The following is a 20234-nucleotide window of genomic DNA, read 5'->3' on the forward strand; positions in this document are numbered from 1 at the left end:
CAAAGCGCATCAAGACTTGACCCTCAGTGTTGGTGGACAATTGGTTGCTTTCGTTTCATTGCATATCAAACTCATCGCCGCCAAACAGGCTTCGGAATAGAGCATATGGATTATTTAGAATCGAACCCCCAAATTTCCTTATGTGGCGCAGCGATTGTAGTCGTACTCTATCGTCCTTCAAACGGTGATCTAGCGCACCTCGCGGAGCTCGCGACGTGGGGCGTGAGTGTTCATGTCGTGGTGAACGATGCTGCTATTGAAGAACTTTTGCCCTTAATGGAAGGCCTGCGCTGGATCAAAAACTCGGAAAACGTGGGATTGGCCCGTGCGCTTAATCAAGGGATTGCCGCTGCAGTTGAGGCAGGCAGTCAGTATATTCTATTGCTAGACCAAGATAGTAGGCCCATCAAAAATATGCTTGCTGAACTCATCGCTGCAGCAAAGAAAATCGAGTCTGAGGGCCGCCTCCTAGCTTGCGTCGCACCCTCATTGTATGAGAGAAAGACCGCTGGCAATACGACAGCAGGTCATGAATTTGCGATAGGCGCTACTTTTGCAACGTCGGGCACTTTGCTTACAAAACAGGGCTGGCGTCAGATTGGGCCGATGTGGGAAGCGCTATTTATTGACGGGATAGATCATGAATGGTGTTTCCGGGCTCGTGCAAAAGGGTATGAAACCGTACTTGTTCAGAATGTTGAGATGGAACACGATATGGGAGAATCTTCAATAAAGATTCTAGGGCGAGTTCGTCCCATTCATCGTTCGCCCGTCCGCCATTATTTCATAGTGCGCAACACATTGTGGTTACAGAGAAAGTCCTATATCCCCATCTCATGGCGGCTAGCTGAGCTTTTTAAGCTGGTATACCGTATTCCCGCTTACATATTTAGCACGGACGATCGTAAAGGCACGCTGATCAACATTATGGCGGCGATAGTGGATGGTCTTACCGGCCGGGAAAAGCGGCAACCTGTATGACACGGCAATTAAACGAAACGCAGCCAGACGTTATAAAGGGCGATAACGGCGTGGAAATCGAATGAGCCAAGTATCGGTCAATCCGGATTTATTCCGCCAGAAAACACAAAATTTACCTTATTGGGTTGCCTATGCTTTTATTGCATCCGCGATATTGATAATAAATCTTTTAACTGATCCTTTGTATTATGCTGATATAGACACTTATATTCAATATACAAATGCTTTAGTTTACTTCCCACCTGACAGCTGGATGTATTTCGAGGTGTTCTCGAATATCTATTTGTTGACTACATACTGGCTGACGCAGTCGGATGTTTCTGGTACAATCTTAGCGCATTATCTTCTGTCCTTAGGCTTTCTCGTTGGGTTAAGATTAGTATTTCCGCCAGACAAATCTTCTTGGGCAGCACTTTTATTCACTTGCGCAATGATAGGTCCGCTTTTGGCCTTTGTTACCATTCGTGCCACTCCTGCGTACTTCCTTATTGCTATCGCTACGCATTTAGCCATAAATCGGCGACGCTCTACTTGGGTGTTTTTGGTTGTAGCAACAATGTTCCACATCTCTGCTCTGCTCGCGGCCGTGCCGTTGGCGCTATTATATTTTGATCAAAACTTGCCCAAATTATTTCGCGCTGGTCGATCACGGAAACTGTATTTCTTTATTATTCTGGTCGCCGCGATATTCGGAGCGGCCTTGCCGCAATTGTCCCTAAGCGTCGCGGACCTAGTTCGGACTATTCCCATTATTGCAAAGTACGTCGTTTATATCGTAGCAGCAACGGAAGAAACCAACATTGAGCACTATGTATTTTTTGCTTTCGTCGCCAGTATGGCAATCATATTTATGCTGGCTCAAACCGCTCAGTCGGCAAAACTAACTTCGTATGTTATGATCTCGTTCATCCTATATGCGATAATCTTCTTCACTGCTTCACCAATAGCTGCATTTCGGCAGACACCTTTCTGGATGATACCGATGATTTCTGTTCTGCCATGGGAAAAGATTGGGATGAATCGTGCAACCGCGCCTCTGTTTATTTTGCTTTGTGTGGGATTGTTCGCGTTCCAGTTTCAGCAAGTTTACGCATAGATCCTTGAGAGAGTCATTCGTGCATTCGAGTTGCGCAAAGCGTCGGTGAGATTTGGGTCGAAAATATGTTCGGAAATATATCGCAAAATGACGTGCAGTGCTTTTAGGAGCCATATAATCTGTAGCGCGCCGATCCATTTTGCTTAAGGCTGAAGAGCGAGATTCAGTGGCAATCGCTTCGGCGATTTGAAATTACAACCAGATCCTGCCCTGCTATATGATAGAATATTAAGGCGTTGATCGTAATAGTGTGGGGCGATTGAGTAAATTAGATATGTAGAATATAGTGCGCCTGTTTTTTGTATCTGAAGATAAGAAAATATGTAAGTTTTAGAAATTTAATTAGTAACCTTAGATATTATAAGTCCGTCGTTGGAAAATAGATATGTCCTCAACAAATATGCTGGAAATCTGGCCAAATTTTACTGAAGAAGAGGCGCGCGTAGTTCATGATATTATCCTTTCGAACAAGGTAAATTACTGGACGGGGCAAGTCGGGCGGCAATTCGAAAGCGAATTTGCGGACTGGATAGGTACTGGTTTTTCCATCGCTCTAGCTAACGGCACTTTAGCGCTCGACCTTGCGTTAAAAGGTTTGTGCATTAACCCTGGCGATGAGGTTATCGTAACTCCCCGCACTTTCATTGCATCTGTATCTTCCGTTGTGTCGGCCGGTGCAACGCCGATCTTTGCTGATATTGATCGGAATAGCGGAAACATTAGCCCAGAAACTATCAATGCGGTTCTGTCAGACAAAACCAGAGCCATTATCCCTGTCCATCTCGGAGGTTGGCCGTGTGATATGGAGGGAATTATGGCGCTGGCCCAACAACGTGATTTGTCTGTTATAGAAGACTGCGCACAGGCGCATGGCGCGAAAATTGGTGATGCCATGGCCGGTTCCATTGGTCATGTAGGCGCATGGTCTTTTTGTCAGGATAAAATCATGACCACTGGCGGCGAGGGCGGCATGGTAACGACCAACGATGAAGAATTATGGGGCCGGATGTGGTCCTACAAAGATCACGGAAAAAACTGGGATGCGGTATACAATCGTCAACATCCACCCGGTTTTCGCTGGGTGCACGAAAGTTTTGGAACGAACTGGCGTATGCTGGAGATGCAGGCGGCAATTGGACGAATCCAGCTCACACGAATGGAGGAGTGGACTGCTTTGCGCACACGAAACGCACATGCGTTGCAAGTTGTTTTACAGGCTTTCCCAGAGGCCATTCGGGTGCCTGACCCCGGTCCCGGTTTCACTCACGCCTATTATCGGCAATATGGGTATATTAAACCGAACGGACTAAAAGCAGGATGGACGAGAGATCGAATAATCGAGGATATAGTTGCCCACGGCTATCCTGCATTTCAAGGTAGTTGCAGTGAAGCTTATCTTGAAAAGGCTTTTGATGGGACTGGCTGGCGGCCGGAACCACGGCTACCTGTCGCGAAAGAGCTTGGTGAAACCAGTATGATGTTTTTGACCCACCCTTCTATCACTGAGGCGCAACTCGAAGGATATTGCAATGTGGTTCGGCAATCGTTTGAGAAAGCTGCGAGATGATGGCTAGTCACCTTGATGGTTGCGAAAATTGACCCCATTCCGCAAAAAGGGAAAGGCTTCCAATTTAGTCAAAATCGGTGAAAGGAGGATGCTTTTCTCTCGCTTACTCCCGCCAAATATTGTTAAGAGCTAATTATGAAGACAACGCGTATTTCCGCAACAAGCCTCGCTTTCCCGGAAGGGACGCTGAGCAATGAAGAGTTAGCCGACATTTTTGAGGGCTGGGATGCTTCGAAGATAGAGAAAAAGCTCGGTATCAAGTCTCGACATGTGCTTGCAGAGGATGAAATGCCATCCGATATAGCGGTGAAGGCCGCAGAAAACCTTTTTAACGAGCAAAAAATTGACCGTCAGCAGATAGATTATCTGATTTTCTGCACACAGGCTCCAGATTATTTACTTCCAACCACCGCTTGTATTATTCATGAACGAATCGGATTGCCGAAAAACTGCGGCGCTGTAGATATAAACCAAGGGTGTTCGGGTTATATCCACGGTCTTGTTTTGGCCAAAGGTTTGATTGAGTCGGGTTCTGCAAAGCAGGTTCTTTTGCTGACGGCCGATGCTTATTCAAAATATGTCGGCAAGGATGATGCCAGCGTTCGAACCCTGTTCGGGGACGGCGCATCAGCAACTTTGCTATCAGTCTTGGATTCTGAAGTGCCTGATACTCAACTAGATTCAGCGCTCGATAATTTTGTGTTTGGCACAGACGGTTCCGGTGCGGGCAATCTCATCCTTGCCAACAGCGCACTAAGGCAAGACGGTTCCGGCAAAGGAAGATCGCCTCTTTACATGAATGGTCCTGAAGTGCTCAATTTCACGTTGCGGGAAATACCGCCCCTGCAGGAAACTATACTCCAGCAAGCGCGACTCACGATGGAGGATCTGGATTTCGTTATCCTCCATCAAGCGAACAGCTTCATGCTTGCTCAGCTAGCGCGGAAACTCAAAATACCGGCAAACAAACTTCTTGTTGATATGGCTGATGTCGGTAACACCGTTTCCAGTACGATTCCTATCGTAATGCATCGCGCCGTCGTGGATGGACGAGTTAAGCGAGGTGATGTCGGTCTTTTGGCAGGCTTTGGAGTGGGACTATCTTGGGGCGGTTGTATTTTAAGATATTAGACTTATCACAGGTCCTGCAATTTTAATTTTAAACCAAATTAGGAATCCATGATGAATGACAAATTCAACGAAGAACTCGCCGACACAATGGAGATTGAGGTTAGCCAGTTAACCAAGGACTATGAACTCGAAGAATCAGAAAATTGGGATTCGATGACAATCGTTACGACAATCGCGCTTATCGACGAGCATTTTGGAAAATCGATTGACGGTGAGAAGTTAGCTGATTGTAAGACGCTCGGAGACATTTACGGTCTGATCGAAGCCAGTTGAGAAGTTACCCCGTTGAATGGAAGCTATGATCGTGAGCACACCATATAAATTTTCGCAGTTTTCAGGCGTGAAAATTGATGGCATTGCGAGTTGCGTGCCTGGGAAAATGATTTCCAATAGCGACCTCGAAAATATCTTTGGCGAAAAGGACATGCGGCGTTTCGGTAAGTCTACCGGGATTCTGGAACGGCGCGTGGTCACGGAGGAGACGGCACTGGATCTATGCATTACTGCAGCGCGCGAATTGGAAAAAAACGGTAGCGATTTCGAAACCATTGAAGCAGTAATTTTTGTGTCTCAGACACCCGATTACGTACTGCCAGCCTCTGCAATTATTGCCCAAGATAGGTTGGGTATTCCGCGCGGTGTACCAGCTTTTGATGTCGGTCTTGGTTGCTCCGGATATGTTTATGGTATGTGGTTGGCTGCCAGCCTGATCTCGTCCGGAGCAGTGCGTTCGGTCTTGCTCTTGGCGGGTGATACTATTTCCAAGAAAACGGATAGCGAAGATCGTTCGACACGTCCAATTTTTGGCGATGCGGGAACGGCGACGATCATTTCGGCATCAGAATCTAGTGAGTTCTGGTCCTTTGCGATGGGGTCAGATGGAGCAGGATTTGATAGCATCATCATACCTAATAGTGCGGCCCGCCAGCGAGAGTTAACCGAATATGGCCTCGATAAAAACCTGATCGACAACAAGCTTTACATGGATGGCCAAGCTGTTTTTAATTTCACGTCCGCGGTAATTCCGGAATTGATTAAAGAGTTGATGGAAAGAGTTGGCTGGGCTCCGGATGATTTAGGTGGATTATATTTGCATCAGGCAAACAAGTTAATTTTGAATACGATCGGAAGGAAGGCGGGAATCGCTGCAGAGAAAATTGCCAGTAATTTAGATCGTTTCGGAAATACCAGCTGCGCGTCTATCCCGTTGGCTCTCGTCACGTCTCCAGTAGAGAATGAGCCACACAAAGCAGTATTATGCGGTTTTGGCGTTGGCTTGTCTTGGGGAGCTTTGGCGTTGGAAATTGGTGAATTTCCCAAACTGATGACAGAGAGTAGTGCGGTAATATGATTTTCGACAACACGCTTTTGAGAGATCGAACTATTCTGGTTACGGGCGCTTCATCCGGCATAGGTAGGGAATATTGCATTCAAGCGGCCCAGCTTGGTGCGCGCATTTTATTGATTGGGCGGGACAAAGATCGTTTGGACGCTACGCTGGGATCATTAGAAGGCAAAGATCACCAAGCCTTCCAACTAGAATTGAATCTGATCGACGATTTCAAGAAGTCCTTACTAGATATTACAGAAATGAGTGGACCGCTGCATGGGGTTTTCCATGCGGCAGGCATCGAAACCGTGGATACATTGAAGCGAGCGAATGACGAAGTATTTGAGAGGTCTTTTGCAGCGAGCGTTCGGGGTAGCATTGCGATCCTAGCCGCTTGCTCGCGCAAAAAGGTTATGGTCGATAGTGGCGCAATAGTTCTAATGAGTTCGGTTGCTGGACATCGGGGTCAAATGGGAATGGCATTATATAGTGCAAGCAAGACTGCTATTGATAGTTTGACCAAAAGCGGTGCTATAGAATTAGCTGGCCGGAATATTAGAGTGAACTCGGTCGTGGCTGGTGCAGTGGACACCGCAATGCACCGTGTCATTTTGGAGAGAATGACGGCGGAGTCGACTGCGGCTTATGAGAACAAGCATTTACTCGGATTTGGTCTGCCATCTGACGTTGTCAACGCGGGTCTATTTTTAACGTCGGATGCAAGCCGATGGATTACGGGAACGAACATGATCGTGGACGGCGGATTCTTAGCAAAATGACTATATTATATATTATCGGCGCGGGCGGCTTCGGGTTTGAAGCCGCTCTAATTTGCGATGCGATGTTGGCTTCCAAGTCGGCTCCGTTCAACAGCTATGCATTTCTCGACGATGATCCGGAATATTTGAACAAGCGAGGCCAACAACAATTATTCGCCGGGAAGCTAAATAGTCACGAAGTTGATCCAAGTGCGCTTTACATCTGCGCGATCGGTGATCCAAATAGTCGAAAATCGAGCGTTCGAACATTGCAAGCAAAGCACGCCCAGTTCACCAATATAATTCACCCGACTGCGATCGTCGCTGATAGCGCTCAGATTGGTGAAGGCGTGATTATCTGTGCTTTTGCATTTATCTCAACCTTTACAAAAATCGGAAATCACGTTCACGTTAACGTGTCATCGTCGGTCGGACACGACAGTGTGCTTTCTGACTTTTGCAGTCTGAGTTCGCACGTGGACATAACCGGAAACGTATCTGTTGAGGAACGCGTCTTCTTTGGGACAGGCGCCGCCGTTTTACCGGGCTTCAAGATAGCCGCAGACTGCCGCATTGGTGCCAACGTCCATGTTATGCGTAATCTGAAGCCGGAAAGTATTATGTATAATGAGCCGGCAAAGTTCTTAAATAAAAAAAGCTAGGCGCTGATACGCATGTACGTAGTGAACAGTATGAGGGAATTGCGTTCCTACGTCTTCGCGGACGGATTCCTTCCAGCAGTATTTTGACGTATTTGCCGGAAACCGTATTTTCGATTGAAAGCCGCAAAAATCGACCAACTTAGAGATTGGATCAAGCTACGGGCGAACAAAATAGCGGTATAAAGGGTTGTTCTTACCTTCTATGACACTCCAGTGAACTTCGACATTGTAGCTTCACCGTCAGCGCTAACGCCGTCTTTTTTTAACACTTTGACAATTGTCGTGATCAGGATTTTGAAATCCAGTGTCATCGACTGGTTATTGACATACCAAAGGTCAGCAGCGAATTTTTCTTCCCAGCTTATTGCGTTGCGACCGTTTATTTGTGCCCAGCCAGTAATCCCCGGGCGAACATCATGGCGGCGAGCCTGTTCGGTCGTGTAAAGTGGGAGGTACTCCATTAACAGGGGGCGGGGCCCGACCAGCGACATCTCTCCTTTCACGACGTTCCAAAGGCCAGGTAACTCATCAAGACTCGTGCTACGGAGAAATTGTCCATAACGGGGCAATCGATCTACATCAGGCAAAGGTATGCCGTTCGCATCAAATGCATTTTTCATAGTTCGAAATTTGATCAGATAGAAGGGGCGTCCGTGTAGGCCGGGGCGCTCCTGAATAAAAAAAATTGGTTTGCCGAGATAGATGCGGGTGAGAAGGCTTATAAAAAGGATAACCGGCAATAACACCAACAGCGCGGATAGTGCGGCAATTAAGTCAATCGAGCGTTTCATAGTCGGCATAACCTTAGCGTAGCGAGATCGAATTAATGCCAATATCGAAGCCGTCTCCATTTTCCGAAGAGCGACCACTGATATCAAGCCAATAAAAGCTACACCCCGAATTTGTGTTGTCTATTTTGAGGTTTTCTATTTTTCTTTTCAACGGAATTCTGATTATCCGCGGTGGTTCTTTTATTGCTTGAGCACATGCTAATGTGACGAATATCTGGGCATCGTCACTAATAGGTGCATCAGGTTTCACTGCCATTACCAAGGTGCGCGGAGGCAGTTTGATTAACTGCCTGACAAAGATACCGCCCGCGTTCCGAATGGCGCTCAGTTCTAACTTGCCGTCATTAATGGCCGCGCCGAATTCTCCGGTAGAAATCAGCTCCCAGTCGATGGGTGAATAGGCAGGTTGAACTTCAAAAGTTCCATTTCCCACCAGTAAGCCCGTATTTTTTTGAACACTTAACAGACGGTATAAGCTGAAAGCTTGCTCAAATTGCTGATTGGTGATGAGTGCGCGGATAAGAGCTGCGTCCCTATACGTGCTGTCGCTCTCCCCTCGGTTGTGGAGTGCTTCCCGCAAAATGGCGGAATTCTCCAGCGAATCGGGTATGCTCACCACAGCACCCCAAAACTGAGCAGCCCAAGGAGGCTGTAACAGGAGCGTATTTTTAAATGGTTCGATAAAATCGCCATTAGCTAGCGCTCGGGCCAAAGTTGGAATAACTACGGGAGCCGCAGATGAACTCGTGCGCAGTAAAGTGTCGTAGTGGTCTAATACGGCAGGGATATTATTCCGTTCGCCACTATCAACAATCAACCATCCTGTGATGAGAGGCTGACGCCGCGAAAGTAAGTGCGCGAGGCTCATCAATTCGCGCTGGCGGTTCTCGCGTTCCCCGAGTGCGAGAACCGCAACAGCCTCAGGCGTGATAGGCTCTTCAACAAATGCTTTCCGCGCCATTCTTTTGGTAATAGATTCGATGCGGTCAGGAAACTCATTCCCGTTTTTGACGACAGAACCTCTTACAGATGCTGCAGCAAGACTTTCAGCAGCAAATCCGTTCATGGGGCTCAAAGTCACAGCAAGTGCCGGTGCTTTGTCTTTGGCTATTGCTCCCATGGCGGTCACTGCCGCAGTTACAGCAATGGCAAGGGCTAAGGTCCATAAGATGATATTCTTCAGCATCACTCAAAAATCAATTGTCCAGAGATTAGGCTGGTTCAGGTTTTTTGTTACCATAGCTATATTCATATGCGTACCCATAACCATAACCACTATGTTGGGTTTGCACCTTCGTGACAATACCCCCGAAAATATGAGCGCGGGAACTTCGGACACGCTGAATGGCCGCTTGAATGCCGCGTATTTTCACTCCGCCTGCTTCAATCGTATATATCACACCTTCTACAGAATCTGCCAATAACGGAATGTCTGCTAATCCCAACACGGGTGGGGCATCAACGATGACCGTGTCATATGCTTCGGTTAGCTTTGACAAAAGTTCGCTCATTCGTGTGCTACTGAGTAACTCTGCTGCGTTGGGCGGTATGGGGCCAGCAGACATCGCATCAAATCCATATATGCTATCACGGTGTATTAGCTGGTCTAAGTTGTCCTCTCCCGCCAGATAATTACTGAGGCCATTTATATTTTGACTGTCCAGCAGTTTATGCAAAGAAGGATTCCGCATATCGGCGTCAATTAGCAATATCCGCTTTTTAGTACTAGCAAGGACCGCCGCGAGTGCGAGTGCAGACGTGCTCTTTCCCTCATTTGGCCGCGTACTGGTCAGCAGAAATGATCGCGGAACTCCGTGATCCGTTAGAAACGCCAAACTTGTACGGATCGATAGATATGCCTCCCAAGCAACAGATTTTTTGTCATCAAGAGAGTGAAGAATGTCTTCTTTGCCTAGATCTGGTATTGAACCAAGTGGGGCGATCCCAAGCTTGAACTTGAGATCTGAGGGATCTTTCACGGTCTGATCAATTTGTTCCATGATGAATACATAGGCAGCGGCTAATCCGAGGCCCGCCATTAACGATAGGATAATATTTAGCAGGAGTTTCGGACTTGAAGGGTTCTCAGGCGGTTGTGCACGGTCAACTACTGATATATTGTTTGTGCCCACACCTGCCACCCCAATTTCTTTATAACGTTGGAGTAGCCCATCATAAAGTTCGCGGTTTGTGTCCACCTCGCGCTGGAATATATTATACTGAATTGAATCGCGCCGTTCACCGCTAAATTGATCTTTCAAGTTATTAACTTGAGCACGCAGTTGCTGTTCACGGTCCAAGGCCTCTTGATAGCGGGCGGTTGTGCCTGTGCGAGACCTGACTTCTTCTCCCGAAATGCTCCGGTCTAGGGCTCTGATTTGTGTCGCTAGTGCTTTAGCGGCTGGGTATTCAGGCTCAAACTGTACCATCAGCTTGGCATACTCTGCTTGAACTTTAGCGCGTTCCTCGCGAAGGTTATTCAGCGCGCCATTTATCAGGGCATTCTTGTTGCCTGGCCGCCCACTCGCCTCGCTTTCGGCGGCGATACGGTCGGCTATCGCCTCCGCTAAAGCAGCATTTAAAGCTTCCAAATTGGCTGAGGCAAGTGTTTTCTGTGACAGCGTTTTACCTGTCGATGTTTGTTCTGACGATAATGTGATTATCTGTTTATTATCTGCGTAGGCAGAGAGATTGCGCTCCGAGTCTTCCAGTTTCTGCCTGAGATCAGCCAATTGTTGTTCGAGGAACTTTCGGGCATCAGCGGTCGAGCTGAAACGCCTGTCAAGATTAGAAGCGATAAACTGTTCGACCCATGAGTTGGCAATCTGCGCGGAAAGAACCGGGTTCGGGCTTTCGAAATTAATCCCGACCAAGCTGGAATTGCGTATCGGCGCTATGCTAACATGTTCTTGCAGGATATCGGCGGCAAGTTTGAATCTGGCGTTGCGTTGAGCGGCAGATTGCGTTCTAGACTTTTCTGTTAGCATGCCACTGTTGTCTGGATCGACACTGAAATTTTCAAAAAAACTATCGTTAGTCGTGAGGTTTTGGGCACGGACTACGCGTTCCGCCAGAGAACGTGATTCCAGTAAAGAATATTGAGTTTGATAAAACTCGGTACTCTGCACGGCATTATCTGACGCTGTCACGCCCTCGACGTTTGTAACCTTGTCCTGCTCGCGGTTAATTTCGACAGTTGCGGTAGAAGTATAATATGGCGTCATTAATAGTGTCGTGATAATACCGAGAGCGATACAAGAAGCAATAATCAGGGCAATGCCGATCTTATGACGTAGTAAGGCTTGCCAATATTGAACCAGTACTGGTGTTTTATGGTCTAGATCGGCGTAAGGATCGGTATCAGAAAAGATGGTCTGGCTATCACTAGGTGAATAATTATTCATAGGTGAGCTTTGTTTTCTATTTATCATTGTCTGAACAAAATGATCAACGGCGTGGTGATCAGCGGGGATGCCTGAATTAAGTCGCGGAACAGACGGCGAGCCTGTGAATCTCCAACTACGATCACATCATTTGCAAAGACCTCGGGGTCGGAATACGCTCCTCTGCGTATGGCCTTGAGGTTATACAGTCCTGCCAGTTGATCGCCATTAACACTGCGGAAAATTACAACATCATTCAATTTCGCAAATTCTGCAGCACCGCCTGCGGTCGCTACGGCGCGCATCAAGGTCATGCGACCGATCACAGGGTAAAGTCCGGGCTTTGTGACTTGGCCATCAACCGTGATCACCTGACTGACGGTTTCTTCAAGATTTACTGTAACCTGAGGATCGCGTACGTAACGGCCTCGCAAACGTTTTTCCAGCTCATCGGCGAGTTCGCCTGGGGTCAAGCCAGAGGCTTCGACTACGCCAATCAGCGGAAACGAAAGGCGGCCACTGGCGTCAATCTGCATTTCTTTGCTAAGGTCCTCAACGCCAAAAACATCGATTTTAAGTTTATCAAATGGCCCGATAAGATACGGACGATTCGAGCTCAACTGGTCAAGCCGTGTCGGTTCCGGCAATCCGTCCGCAGAAACAACGGTAACGTCGGGACTACCGCCAAGGAGAGTCGGTCCACCACAGGCTGTCAACGCGAGGGCCAAAAATAAAATGAATAGGCGTTGCATCATCTTTAATATTTTCCATTGAATTCAAAATTCCGTTAAACGAAACTGTTTGGCGCGTAAACTGGTCATATACGAGGTGAGCCCAATAACAACATGAAGTGCTTATGGCGCAACTTTAACTGCATTGCGCTGAACATCATTCACATTGTCACTTAATGTACACGAAATTATCGCAAACAAGGCGATGAGCGAAGGGACGCGTAACGGATAATCGCCGATACTGCCCGCCAGAAAGATCAGAATGACCATTGCAGCCATTATCACAGCATATTTTGTATATCGGGAGTTTCGCCAAGCTTTGACCAAGCCTGAAAACTTAGAAAAGCTCCAAATTCCTGCGCCAGCAGCAATCGCTATCGCGGGGAGTCCACCCTCAATAGGAAACTGCAGCCAGTCATTATGTGCCTGATTCAAATAGGACGGATTCAAAAGTTCCTGAGGTTCGTATATCCGATATACATGCTCGAAACTTCCAAACCCGCTTCCCCAAGGCGAATAGTCGTTGATCATTTTTATGAGTATTGGAACAAGCTGTCTACGTAATTCTTCAACATCGCTGCTCTCAAAAAGTCGATCAAACGCGAGCGAGCGGGAAAAATACACGGATAGGCCAGCGATTATCAAGACTAACGCAATACTTGAGAATAATATAGCCTGCCGTGATGTAAATCTTTTCTTACCAGCCCTATTTCCATGTGTGAGCCGCTGACTTTCGATCGTGTAACGACCAAAATAAATCAATACCATTGTGGTGACTAGCGCGGGAGCCATAAGAATCAAGCCAGCCCGCGATCCTGTAATAAAGATCAGCGGAACCAGTACGAAAATTGCTGCAATGCTGCCATAAAATTTTAACGTCGCCATTTTCGTGTTTATGGGATGGGAGGCTGCATACCATCCCAACATTATTATCGTCGCTGCCAACAGAACCGCTTGGTGATTGCGATTGGCAAATAGACCAACAGCTGCGCCACTATTCGTAACATTGTAAAGATAGAGCGGCCCCCGCGGCGATCCGGTAAGCTGAAACGCAGCCCACAAGGCGCTTATCCCAGCTAGAGTGATAATAACCGCAACGGCTTGTTTCCGGCGTCGCTCATAGAGATTGAGATAGAGCATCATCGCGGAAATCGGGATGGCGAGCGAAAAAAGGCTGTTCAACGTGCGAGAAGGTGAGAGCGTTAACGGCCGCCAAGGCTGCTCAATGCCAGCTAAGTCAGCAATATCTGCGAAAATCTGTCGCTCGGGTAGCGCCGTCCAGATATGTGGCGGAAGAGGGATCAATTGGAATATCATCAACCCGGCGAGGGCCAACGCAATATAGAGAGGAAAGGTCCTGCCTTTCCATGCTTTTCGGTCCATGCATGTCAAGGCATAGGCGCCAAACAGAACGGCCAATGGACGAAGGAACACCAACGACTGGACATCATCACGCGAGCTACCGCCCATGAAAAATACGAGCGTCAGAAACGTCGAAAAGGCATAAAAGCGGGCATTATCTCCGCTTAATTGATTTCGAAGCTTACCGAATTTTCTTGTTACATTTCTGGCCATCTAATTTTCTTCTATAGCAAAAGACAATGTCAATCAGCCCATTCTGAAACATACATTCCCTGCCTCGGTAGACATCATGTAAATGATTGGCAACGATGTTTGATTGATAGCACATGTTTACAAAAGGCCTACGCAATGCTCAAAGCGTATTTATAACGTGTTCCAACGAACCGGTATCCGATACCGTTGAGCAATTCCGTATTATGGGCGCAAAGCGGGCGAATGCGCAGCCAATTGGAAGTGGGGGTATGTGTCGGGGTGGATTTTCCCTTTGTCGAATATATTATGTCATAATTTCAATGTCTAGTCATTTTAATTCCCATCCCTCCGTGTCCTCCATTTGCTTTCCCTCTCCATTCGCTGTTGATCGGATGAACATCAGCATCCGCGTCAAGGAAAAATAAAATGCGACAAGTAAAATGCGACAAGATGGTCGACGCAGACCTGCCCGTTGCGTTCTGGATTTTGATCGCCCAGTTCGTTTGACACCTCCCTCTATTTATATAATGACAGTCATTCTATTAATTAGCGGTTGAGTCGATTGTCCAAAACCACCAAGCCATTGCGCGGCAGGCCGCCGGGAGATGCTCGAGAGCGGATATTGCAGGCTGCCCGGCAATTGATCGGGAATGCGGGATATGACGCAACTTCGGTGCCGCAAATTGTTGAGGAAGCCGGAGTAGCCCAGGGTACTTTCTACCGATATTTCAAATCCAAAGCGGACCTGTCAAAGGCACTGGCGGAAATTTTCAACGAACAGATGAAATGCAAATTCGACGAGGCGTTCGAATCCCAATTGCCGATGTTCGAGATGATGCCGGCCATTATCGGAAAGCTGCTCGAATTTTTTCAGAGCTATCATGACATCATGCCGTTTCTGGAAGAGCATACAATGCCCTTCGGTACATCCGCCCATGCAGCGGAGCTGCGGGAAGAACATTATGCACGGATGGCGCTTGTCATCGCGCGGGACCAGAAGAAGGGACTCATCCGGGATGATATCGTGCCGGAATTGCTCGCGCGTATCGCCGGCGGTGTCTTAATGAATCTCGCGCGCATGGTCGCGCTGGAAGAGAGCGAACTCGAACCCAGTGAAATTTTCGTGAGCGGTAAAGCCTTTGTCATGGCCGCGCTCGCGCCGCAGGAGAATTAGACATGCCAAAACGCGTAATCATCATTGCGGCGGTCGCAATTGCAATCGCTCTGGCTGCGATTTTCACATCGGGCTTCGGACTGTGGTCCACGGAAGATGCACCTGCCGAATATTATGGCAATGTAGATATCAGGGAGGTGAACCTAGCCTTTGAACAATCGGGTCGCATCACCCGGATGAATTTTGAAGAAGGCCAGCGCGTTGAAAAAGGCGCTATCATGGCGGTCATCGACCAGCAGTCACTCAGTGACGATCTGAAGGCGGCTGAGGCGCGTCTGGCGAGTGCAAGGGCGCAGCTGGTCAGAAGCCGGAACGGCAACCGGCCGCAAGAAATCGGTGCGGCCGCGGCACAGCTCGACCAGGCACGCGCGCAGCTCAGGCAGGCCAAGTCGGAATATGAGCGGCGGTCCGGACTGGTCGCTAGCGGCGCTGTCTCCCGCGCTCAATTTGAACAATCGCGGGCCGCCTTCGAGGTCGCGCAAGCCGCCGTTAATACGGCCTCGCAGCAGTTGTCTCTCATTCGTGCGGGAAGCCGGCAAGAAGATATCGCGGCCAATGCCGCCGCCGTTGAACAGGCGCAGGCCGATGTCGCGCAGGCGCGGACGCGGCTTGGCGAAGGGCAGCTTGTCGCTCCCTCCGGCGGCATCATTCTTTCGCGTGTTCAGGAACCCGGCGCAATCGTGTCGCCTGGCGCGACCATATTCACGCTGACGATCGACAAGCCTGTCTATATCCGCGCTTATGCTCCGGAGTCTCAGCTCGGGTCGCTGGTGCCCGGAGCCAGAGTGCACGTGACTACCGACAGTAGCGAAAAAGTCTATATAGGCACAATCGGCTATGTATCGCCGAGCGCCGAGTTCACGCCGAAAACAGTACAGACCGAGGACTTGCGTGCAGATCTGGTTTATCGCTTTCGCATAGTCGTGGAAAATCCCGACAGCGGCCTTCGCCAGGGGCAACCGGTAACCGTCATATTGGCCCGGACCACAGCCCAGGAACAGGCACCGGATTGATGACCAGCGTCGTCGCCACTGCCAGCAATATCGTCAAGAGATTCTATGCTGAATCGGGCAAAAGCGAGGATGTGATAACCGCTCTGAATGGCGTTGACTTTGATGTTCGCGCCGGTGAGATAACCGGTCTGGTTGGCCCCGATGGTGCCGGGAAAACCACGCTGATCAGACTTCTGGCCGGATTGATGAAACCGGACGACGGCGACATTCTCGTCGACGGGATCGATGTCGTCGCAGACCCTGAATCCGTATATCAGCGGATCGGCTATATGCCGCAACGCTTTGGGCTTTACGAAGACCTGTCGGTTCAGGAAAATCTCGACCTCTACGCAGACCTGCGTGATCTGAAGAAGGAGGAACGGCAGGACACCTTCGCCCGTCTGCTCGATTTTACCGATCTTGATCGTTTCAAGGCCCGTCTCGCGGGCAATCTTTCGGGTGGCATGAAACAGAAGCTCGGCCTTGCCTGCGCGCTCATCAATACGCCCACGCTGCTTCTGCTCGACGAGCCCGGTGTCGGCGTCGATCCGGTCTCCCGCCGCGAGTTGTGGAAGATGGTGAAGGATCTGACAGGCGAGGGTATCGGCATCGTCTGGTCGACCGCTTATCTCGACGAGGCGGAAGCTTGCGATCATGTGCATCTGCTCAATCACGGACAGAAATTATTTGGCGGGAAGCCGCAAGACCTGACCGGATCGGTCAGGAATCGCGTGTTCAGGCTGGAAAATTTTTCGGGCAATAAGCGAGAGGTGCTGGCCAGCGCGCTCAACCGCTCGGGTGTGCGGGACGGCACGATCCAGGGAAGTGCTATCCGCCTGCTATTTGCCGAAAATGCGGTGCCAAATATCGAAGGACTCAGCGGCGCGGAAAAGGCTACGCTTGTCGCGGTCGAACCCCGTTTCGAAGATGCTTTCATCGACATACTCGGCGGCGGGCCTGATGGGCACAGCGCCTTGGCGAGCGACTATCGCGAGATCGAAGAGACCGACAGTCCACAGATTGTCGCGGACAGGATGACCAAGAGATTTGGCGATTTTACCGCTGCGCATGACATGCATTTTTCCGTCAAGCGCGGCGAAATCTTCGGGTTGCTTGGTCCGAACGGCGCAGGAAAATCGACGACCTTCAAGATGCTGTGCGGATTGCTCAGCCCGACCGAGGGCAACGGCAGCGTCGCCGGATATGATTTGCGGCATTCGCGCGCCGACGCCCGTGGGGCTCTGGGCTATATGGCGCAGAAATTCTCGCTCTATGGTGAATTGAGCGTGCGGCAGAATCTCGAATTTTTTGCCGGGATTTATGGCCTGTCCGGAAAAACCGCTGCGCATCGTATCGAGGCGATGATCGATACATTCGAGCTGCGCCCTTTTCTGAACAGCGATGCTGGCGGCATCCCTCTGGGCTTCAAGCAGCGCCTGGCGTTATGCTGTGCTGTGATGCACCAGCCGCCGGTGCTGTTTCTCGATGAGCCCACCTCCGGCGTGGACCCGACGACGAGGCGAGAATTCTGGCAGCATATCAACGGACTGGTCGAGAAAGGCGTCACGGTTCTGGTCACCACCCATTTCATGGAGGAAGCGGAATATTGTGACCGGATTGCTCTGATCTATCGCGCCGAGACGATTGCCTTCGGCACACCGGATGATCTTAAAAAGGATGCGGCGCAAATGGCCGGGGCAGCGGCCGATGAAAATTTTACCATGGAAGATGCCTTTATCGCGATGATCGAAAATGCCGATCTTGTCCGTGAAAATTCTGATCAGGCGAAGGCAGCAGCCTGATATGGCGGCCCGCTTCTCTTCCCGGCGGCTTCGCGCATTATTTATCAAGGAAGTGCTGCAAGTGCTGCGCGATCCGTCGACGATTCTCATCGCCGTGTTTCTCCCGATCATGCTGGTTTTCCTGTTTGGTTACGGTGTCTCGCTGGATACCTCGGCTGTCAAACTGGGACTGGTCCAGCAAAGCGGAGGCCCGGCAAGCCTCAGCCTGACGTCCGCTTATGTGAATTCGCCCTATTTTGACGTGAAGCAATCCAATGACAAGGATGCGCTGTTCGATGACCTGACCGCTGGCCGGATCCGGGGTATCGTGACGATACCGTCAGATTTTGACCGGCTCTATGCGGCAACCGGAAAGCCCGCACAGGTCCAGATCATCACCGATGGCAGCAATCCCAACACAGCCAATTTTGTCAGCGCCTATGCGCAAGGTGTTCATGCACAGTGGTTGCTATCCGAAAGCGCGCAGGATGACAGCGCGCGCAGTGGCGGAATCCAGATTCTACCACAATTCTGGTATAATACGGCGCTGACCAGCCGGAATTTTCTGGTGCCGGGTTCCTTTGCCGTGATCCTGACGATGATCGGAAGCCTGCTGACGGCTCTGGTTGTTGCCCGGGAATGGGAGCGCGGAACAATGGAGGCGCTGATCGCAACGCCGGTTACCATTCCGGAATTCATCATCACAAAAATGACCCCCTATTTCATTCTTGGCCTGATTGCGGCGACGATCTGTACATTAATGGCTGTCTATATATTCGACGTTCCCTTCCGAGGGTCGATATTGGCATTATACGCTCTATACGCGGCTTTTCTGATGCCGGCGCTTGGTCAGGGACTTCTGATATCCGCAGCCCTTAAAAACCAGTTTGTTGCCTCGCAGGTCGCACTGCTTACGGCTTTTCTGCCAGCCTTTCTGCTCTCCGGATTTATCTTCGAGATCAGTTCGATGCCCACGTGGATTCAGGCGATCACCTACGTCGTGCCGGCCCGCTACCTGATCCCGCCGCTGCAGAGCCTGTTTCTGACCGGCAATGTCTGGGCGCTGTTGCTTCCCAATATCGCGATATTGCTGGGATTTGGCGCGCTGTTCTTCATCCTGATATTCCGCGTTACGAAAAAGAAGCTCGACTGATGGCCGAACCAGCATTTGCAACATGGCCGGCCTGGGCACGGATGAAGGCGCTGGTGATCAAGGAATTGCTCGCAATGCTGCGCGACAAGAAGGGACGGATCATCCTTGTCGCGCCACCGGTTTTGCAGCTCGTCCTGTTCAGCTTTGCCTCGACGCTTGCGGTCGAAAATGTCGATATCGTATATGTCGACCGCGATGGCGGGACGGCTGCGGCCGAAATCATTCAGCGCATCCAGGGAAGCCCGAATTTCAGATCAGCGAGCCGCGTGGCTTCTGAAAAAGCGGTAGAAAAAGCCATTGACGAGCAACACGCGATCGCCGGAATTTATTTTCCGCAAGGGTTTAGTGCCGATTTGAAGACAGGGCATCCTGCCCCGCTCCAGATAGTCTATGATGGCCGCCGGTCCAATGCTTCGCAGATTGTGAACAGTTATCTTGGCCAAATTGCGGCCAGTCTCAACCTGTCCCTCGCGGCTGCCCGGCAGGGCAACGGCTTAAGGGCGCCGAGCGAGATCGTCCCGTCCAATGCATTCAACCCCAATCTGGAATATATGTGGTTCGTTCTTCCCAGTTTGATCGCGATGATCAGCGCCATTACAACTCTGGCCGTAACCGCCCAGTCTGTTGCGCGCGAGCGGGAACTGGGAACCTTTGATCAGCTGATGGTGACACCCCTGAGGGTTCATGAAATCCTGATCGGCAAATCGATTCCGCCTTTTCTGGTCGGGCTATTGAACTCGACAATCTTCATTGTCGCAGCGGTATTCATCTTCGACGTGCCGCTTCGGGGATCGCTCATTCTTCTTTTCGGTGCGATTATTTTTTATCTGCTTTCCGTCATCGGTGTCGGGCTTTTCATCTCCTCGCTTTCCAAAACGCAGCAACAGGCCTTTCTCGGTACCTTTATCTTCATCACGCCCGCGGTACTGTTGTCCGGCTATGCTTCGCCGATCGACAATATACCGTTCTGGCTGGAGCGGATTTCGCTCGCCAACCCGGTCCGGCATTTTATCGTGATCGTTCAGGGCGTATTTCTCAAAGCCATGCCGCTTATGGAAGTGCTGGCCAACACCGTTCCGCTCATCATCATATCCATCTTTACACTGTCCGCGGCAGCCTGGCTGTTCCGGCGCAGAATGGAGTAACCGCA

The 20234-nt window shown here is 49.8% G+C and carries 18 protein-coding genes; 13 read left to right on the forward strand and 5 right to left on the reverse strand.

The genetic code is table 11. The annotated features are described in order from the left end of the window. Positions 1-105: 105 nt before the first annotated feature. The 8 genes from AACZ86_RS00965 (at position 106) to AACZ86_RS01000 (ending at position 7525) form a co-directional block, all read left to right on the forward strand. Positions 106-981, forward strand: a complete 876-nt coding sequence (locus AACZ86_RS00965) for a glycosyltransferase (protein WP_339688739.1) — start codon at positions 106-108, stop codon at positions 979-981. A gap of 61 nt (positions 982-1042) precedes the next feature. Further along, positions 1043-2077 carry an EpsG family protein gene (locus AACZ86_RS00970; RefSeq protein WP_339688740.1) on the forward strand — a complete coding sequence of 345 codons (1035 nt, stop codon included), beginning with the start codon at positions 1043-1045 and terminating at the stop codon, positions 2075-2077. Positions 2078-2462: 385 nt separating this feature from the next. Continuing rightward, entirely contained in the window at positions 2463-3644 is a 1182-nt protein-coding gene (locus AACZ86_RS00975; protein WP_339688741.1) for a DegT/DnrJ/EryC1/StrS aminotransferase family protein, read from the forward strand. Positions 3645-3779: 135 nt separating this feature from the next. Beyond that, complete coding sequence (locus tag AACZ86_RS00980; RefSeq protein ID WP_339688743.1) at positions 3780-4775, forward strand: ketoacyl-ACP synthase III; 996 nt, start codon at positions 3780-3782, stop codon at positions 4773-4775. A 48-nt stretch (positions 4776-4823) separates the two neighbouring features. Beyond that, entirely contained in the window at positions 4824-5048 is a 225-nt protein-coding gene (locus AACZ86_RS00985; protein ID WP_339688744.1) for an acyl carrier protein, read from the forward strand. A gap of 31 nt (positions 5049-5079) precedes the next feature. After that, on the forward strand, positions 5080-6126 hold the full coding sequence (locus AACZ86_RS00990; RefSeq protein WP_339688746.1) for a ketoacyl-ACP synthase III: 1047 nt from the start codon (positions 5080-5082) through the stop codon (positions 6124-6126). Beyond that, positions 6123-6884 carry an SDR family oxidoreductase gene (locus tag AACZ86_RS00995; protein ID WP_339688747.1) on the forward strand — a complete coding sequence of 254 codons (762 nt, stop codon included), beginning with the start codon at positions 6123-6125 and terminating at the stop codon, positions 6882-6884. The genes AACZ86_RS00990 and AACZ86_RS00995 overlap by 4 nt, the downstream gene beginning before the upstream one ends. Next, on the forward strand, positions 6881-7525 hold the full coding sequence (locus tag AACZ86_RS01000) for an acetyltransferase (RefSeq protein WP_339688749.1): 645 nt from the start codon (positions 6881-6883) through the stop codon (positions 7523-7525). The genes AACZ86_RS00995 and AACZ86_RS01000 overlap by 4 nt, the downstream gene beginning before the upstream one ends. Before the next feature lie 200 nt (positions 7526-7725). Here AACZ86_RS01000 and AACZ86_RS01005 read toward each other — a convergent pair whose 3' ends face one another. The 5 genes from AACZ86_RS01005 to AACZ86_RS01025 all read right to left on the reverse strand — a co-directional run bounded on the left by AACZ86_RS01005 (position 7726) and on the right by AACZ86_RS01025 (position 14005). Further along, positions 7726-8316, reverse strand: a complete 591-nt coding sequence (locus AACZ86_RS01005) for a sugar transferase (RefSeq protein WP_339688750.1) — start codon at positions 8314-8316, stop codon at positions 7726-7728. 13 nt (positions 8317-8329) lie between these two features. Then, positions 8330-9502 carry a hypothetical protein gene (locus AACZ86_RS01010; RefSeq protein ID WP_339688751.1) on the reverse strand — a complete coding sequence of 391 codons (1173 nt, stop codon included), beginning with the start codon at positions 9500-9502 and terminating at the stop codon, positions 8330-8332. A gap of 25 nt (positions 9503-9527) precedes the next feature. After that, the gene (locus AACZ86_RS01015) at positions 9528-11720 is read right to left on the reverse strand and encodes a polysaccharide biosynthesis tyrosine autokinase (protein WP_339688752.1); all 2193 of its coding nucleotides are present in this window, start codon (positions 11718-11720) and stop codon (positions 9528-9530) included. A gap of 23 nt (positions 11721-11743) precedes the next feature. Next, complete coding sequence (locus tag AACZ86_RS01020) at positions 11744-12454, reverse strand: polysaccharide biosynthesis/export family protein (RefSeq protein ID WP_339688753.1); 711 nt, start codon at positions 12452-12454, stop codon at positions 11744-11746. 99 nt (positions 12455-12553) lie between these two features. Next, positions 12554-14005: an O-antigen ligase family protein gene (locus tag AACZ86_RS01025; protein WP_339688754.1), complete on the reverse strand. Its 1452-nt coding sequence runs from the start codon at positions 14003-14005 to the stop codon at positions 12554-12556. A gap of 541 nt (positions 14006-14546) precedes the next feature. Between AACZ86_RS01025 and AACZ86_RS01030 the strand changes: the two genes are divergently transcribed. From AACZ86_RS01030 to AACZ86_RS01050, 5 genes are read left to right on the forward strand one after another with little or no spacing between them, the layout of a single operon-like run. Beyond that, positions 14547-15158 (forward strand): TetR/AcrR family transcriptional regulator, encoded by a 612-nt coding sequence (locus tag AACZ86_RS01030; RefSeq protein ID WP_339688755.1) that lies wholly within the window; start codon positions 14547-14549, stop codon positions 15156-15158. Between the two features lie 2 nt (positions 15159-15160). Further along, complete coding sequence (locus AACZ86_RS01035; protein ID WP_339688757.1) at positions 15161-16171, forward strand: HlyD family efflux transporter periplasmic adaptor subunit; 1011 nt, start codon at positions 15161-15163, stop codon at positions 16169-16171. Further along, entirely contained in the window at positions 16171-17952 is a 1782-nt protein-coding gene (locus tag AACZ86_RS01040; protein WP_339688759.1) for an ATP-binding cassette domain-containing protein, read from the forward strand. Before AACZ86_RS01035 ends, AACZ86_RS01040 begins: the two co-directional genes overlap by 1 nt. 1 nt (position 17953) lies before the next feature. Then, positions 17954-19084, forward strand: coding sequence for an ABC transporter permease (locus tag AACZ86_RS01045; RefSeq protein WP_339688760.1), 1131 nt, complete (start codon positions 17954-17956; stop codon positions 19082-19084). Beyond that, positions 19084-20229: an ABC transporter permease gene (locus tag AACZ86_RS01050; RefSeq protein WP_339688761.1), complete on the forward strand. Its 1146-nt coding sequence runs from the start codon at positions 19084-19086 to the stop codon at positions 20227-20229. Before AACZ86_RS01045 ends, AACZ86_RS01050 begins: the two co-directional genes overlap by 1 nt. The last annotated feature ends 5 nt before the right edge of the window (positions 20230-20234 follow it).

The organism is uncultured Parasphingorhabdus sp. (assembly GCF_963975735.1).
In the GTDB taxonomy this organism is placed as follows: Bacteria; Pseudomonadota; Alphaproteobacteria; order Sphingomonadales; family Sphingomonadaceae; genus Parasphingorhabdus.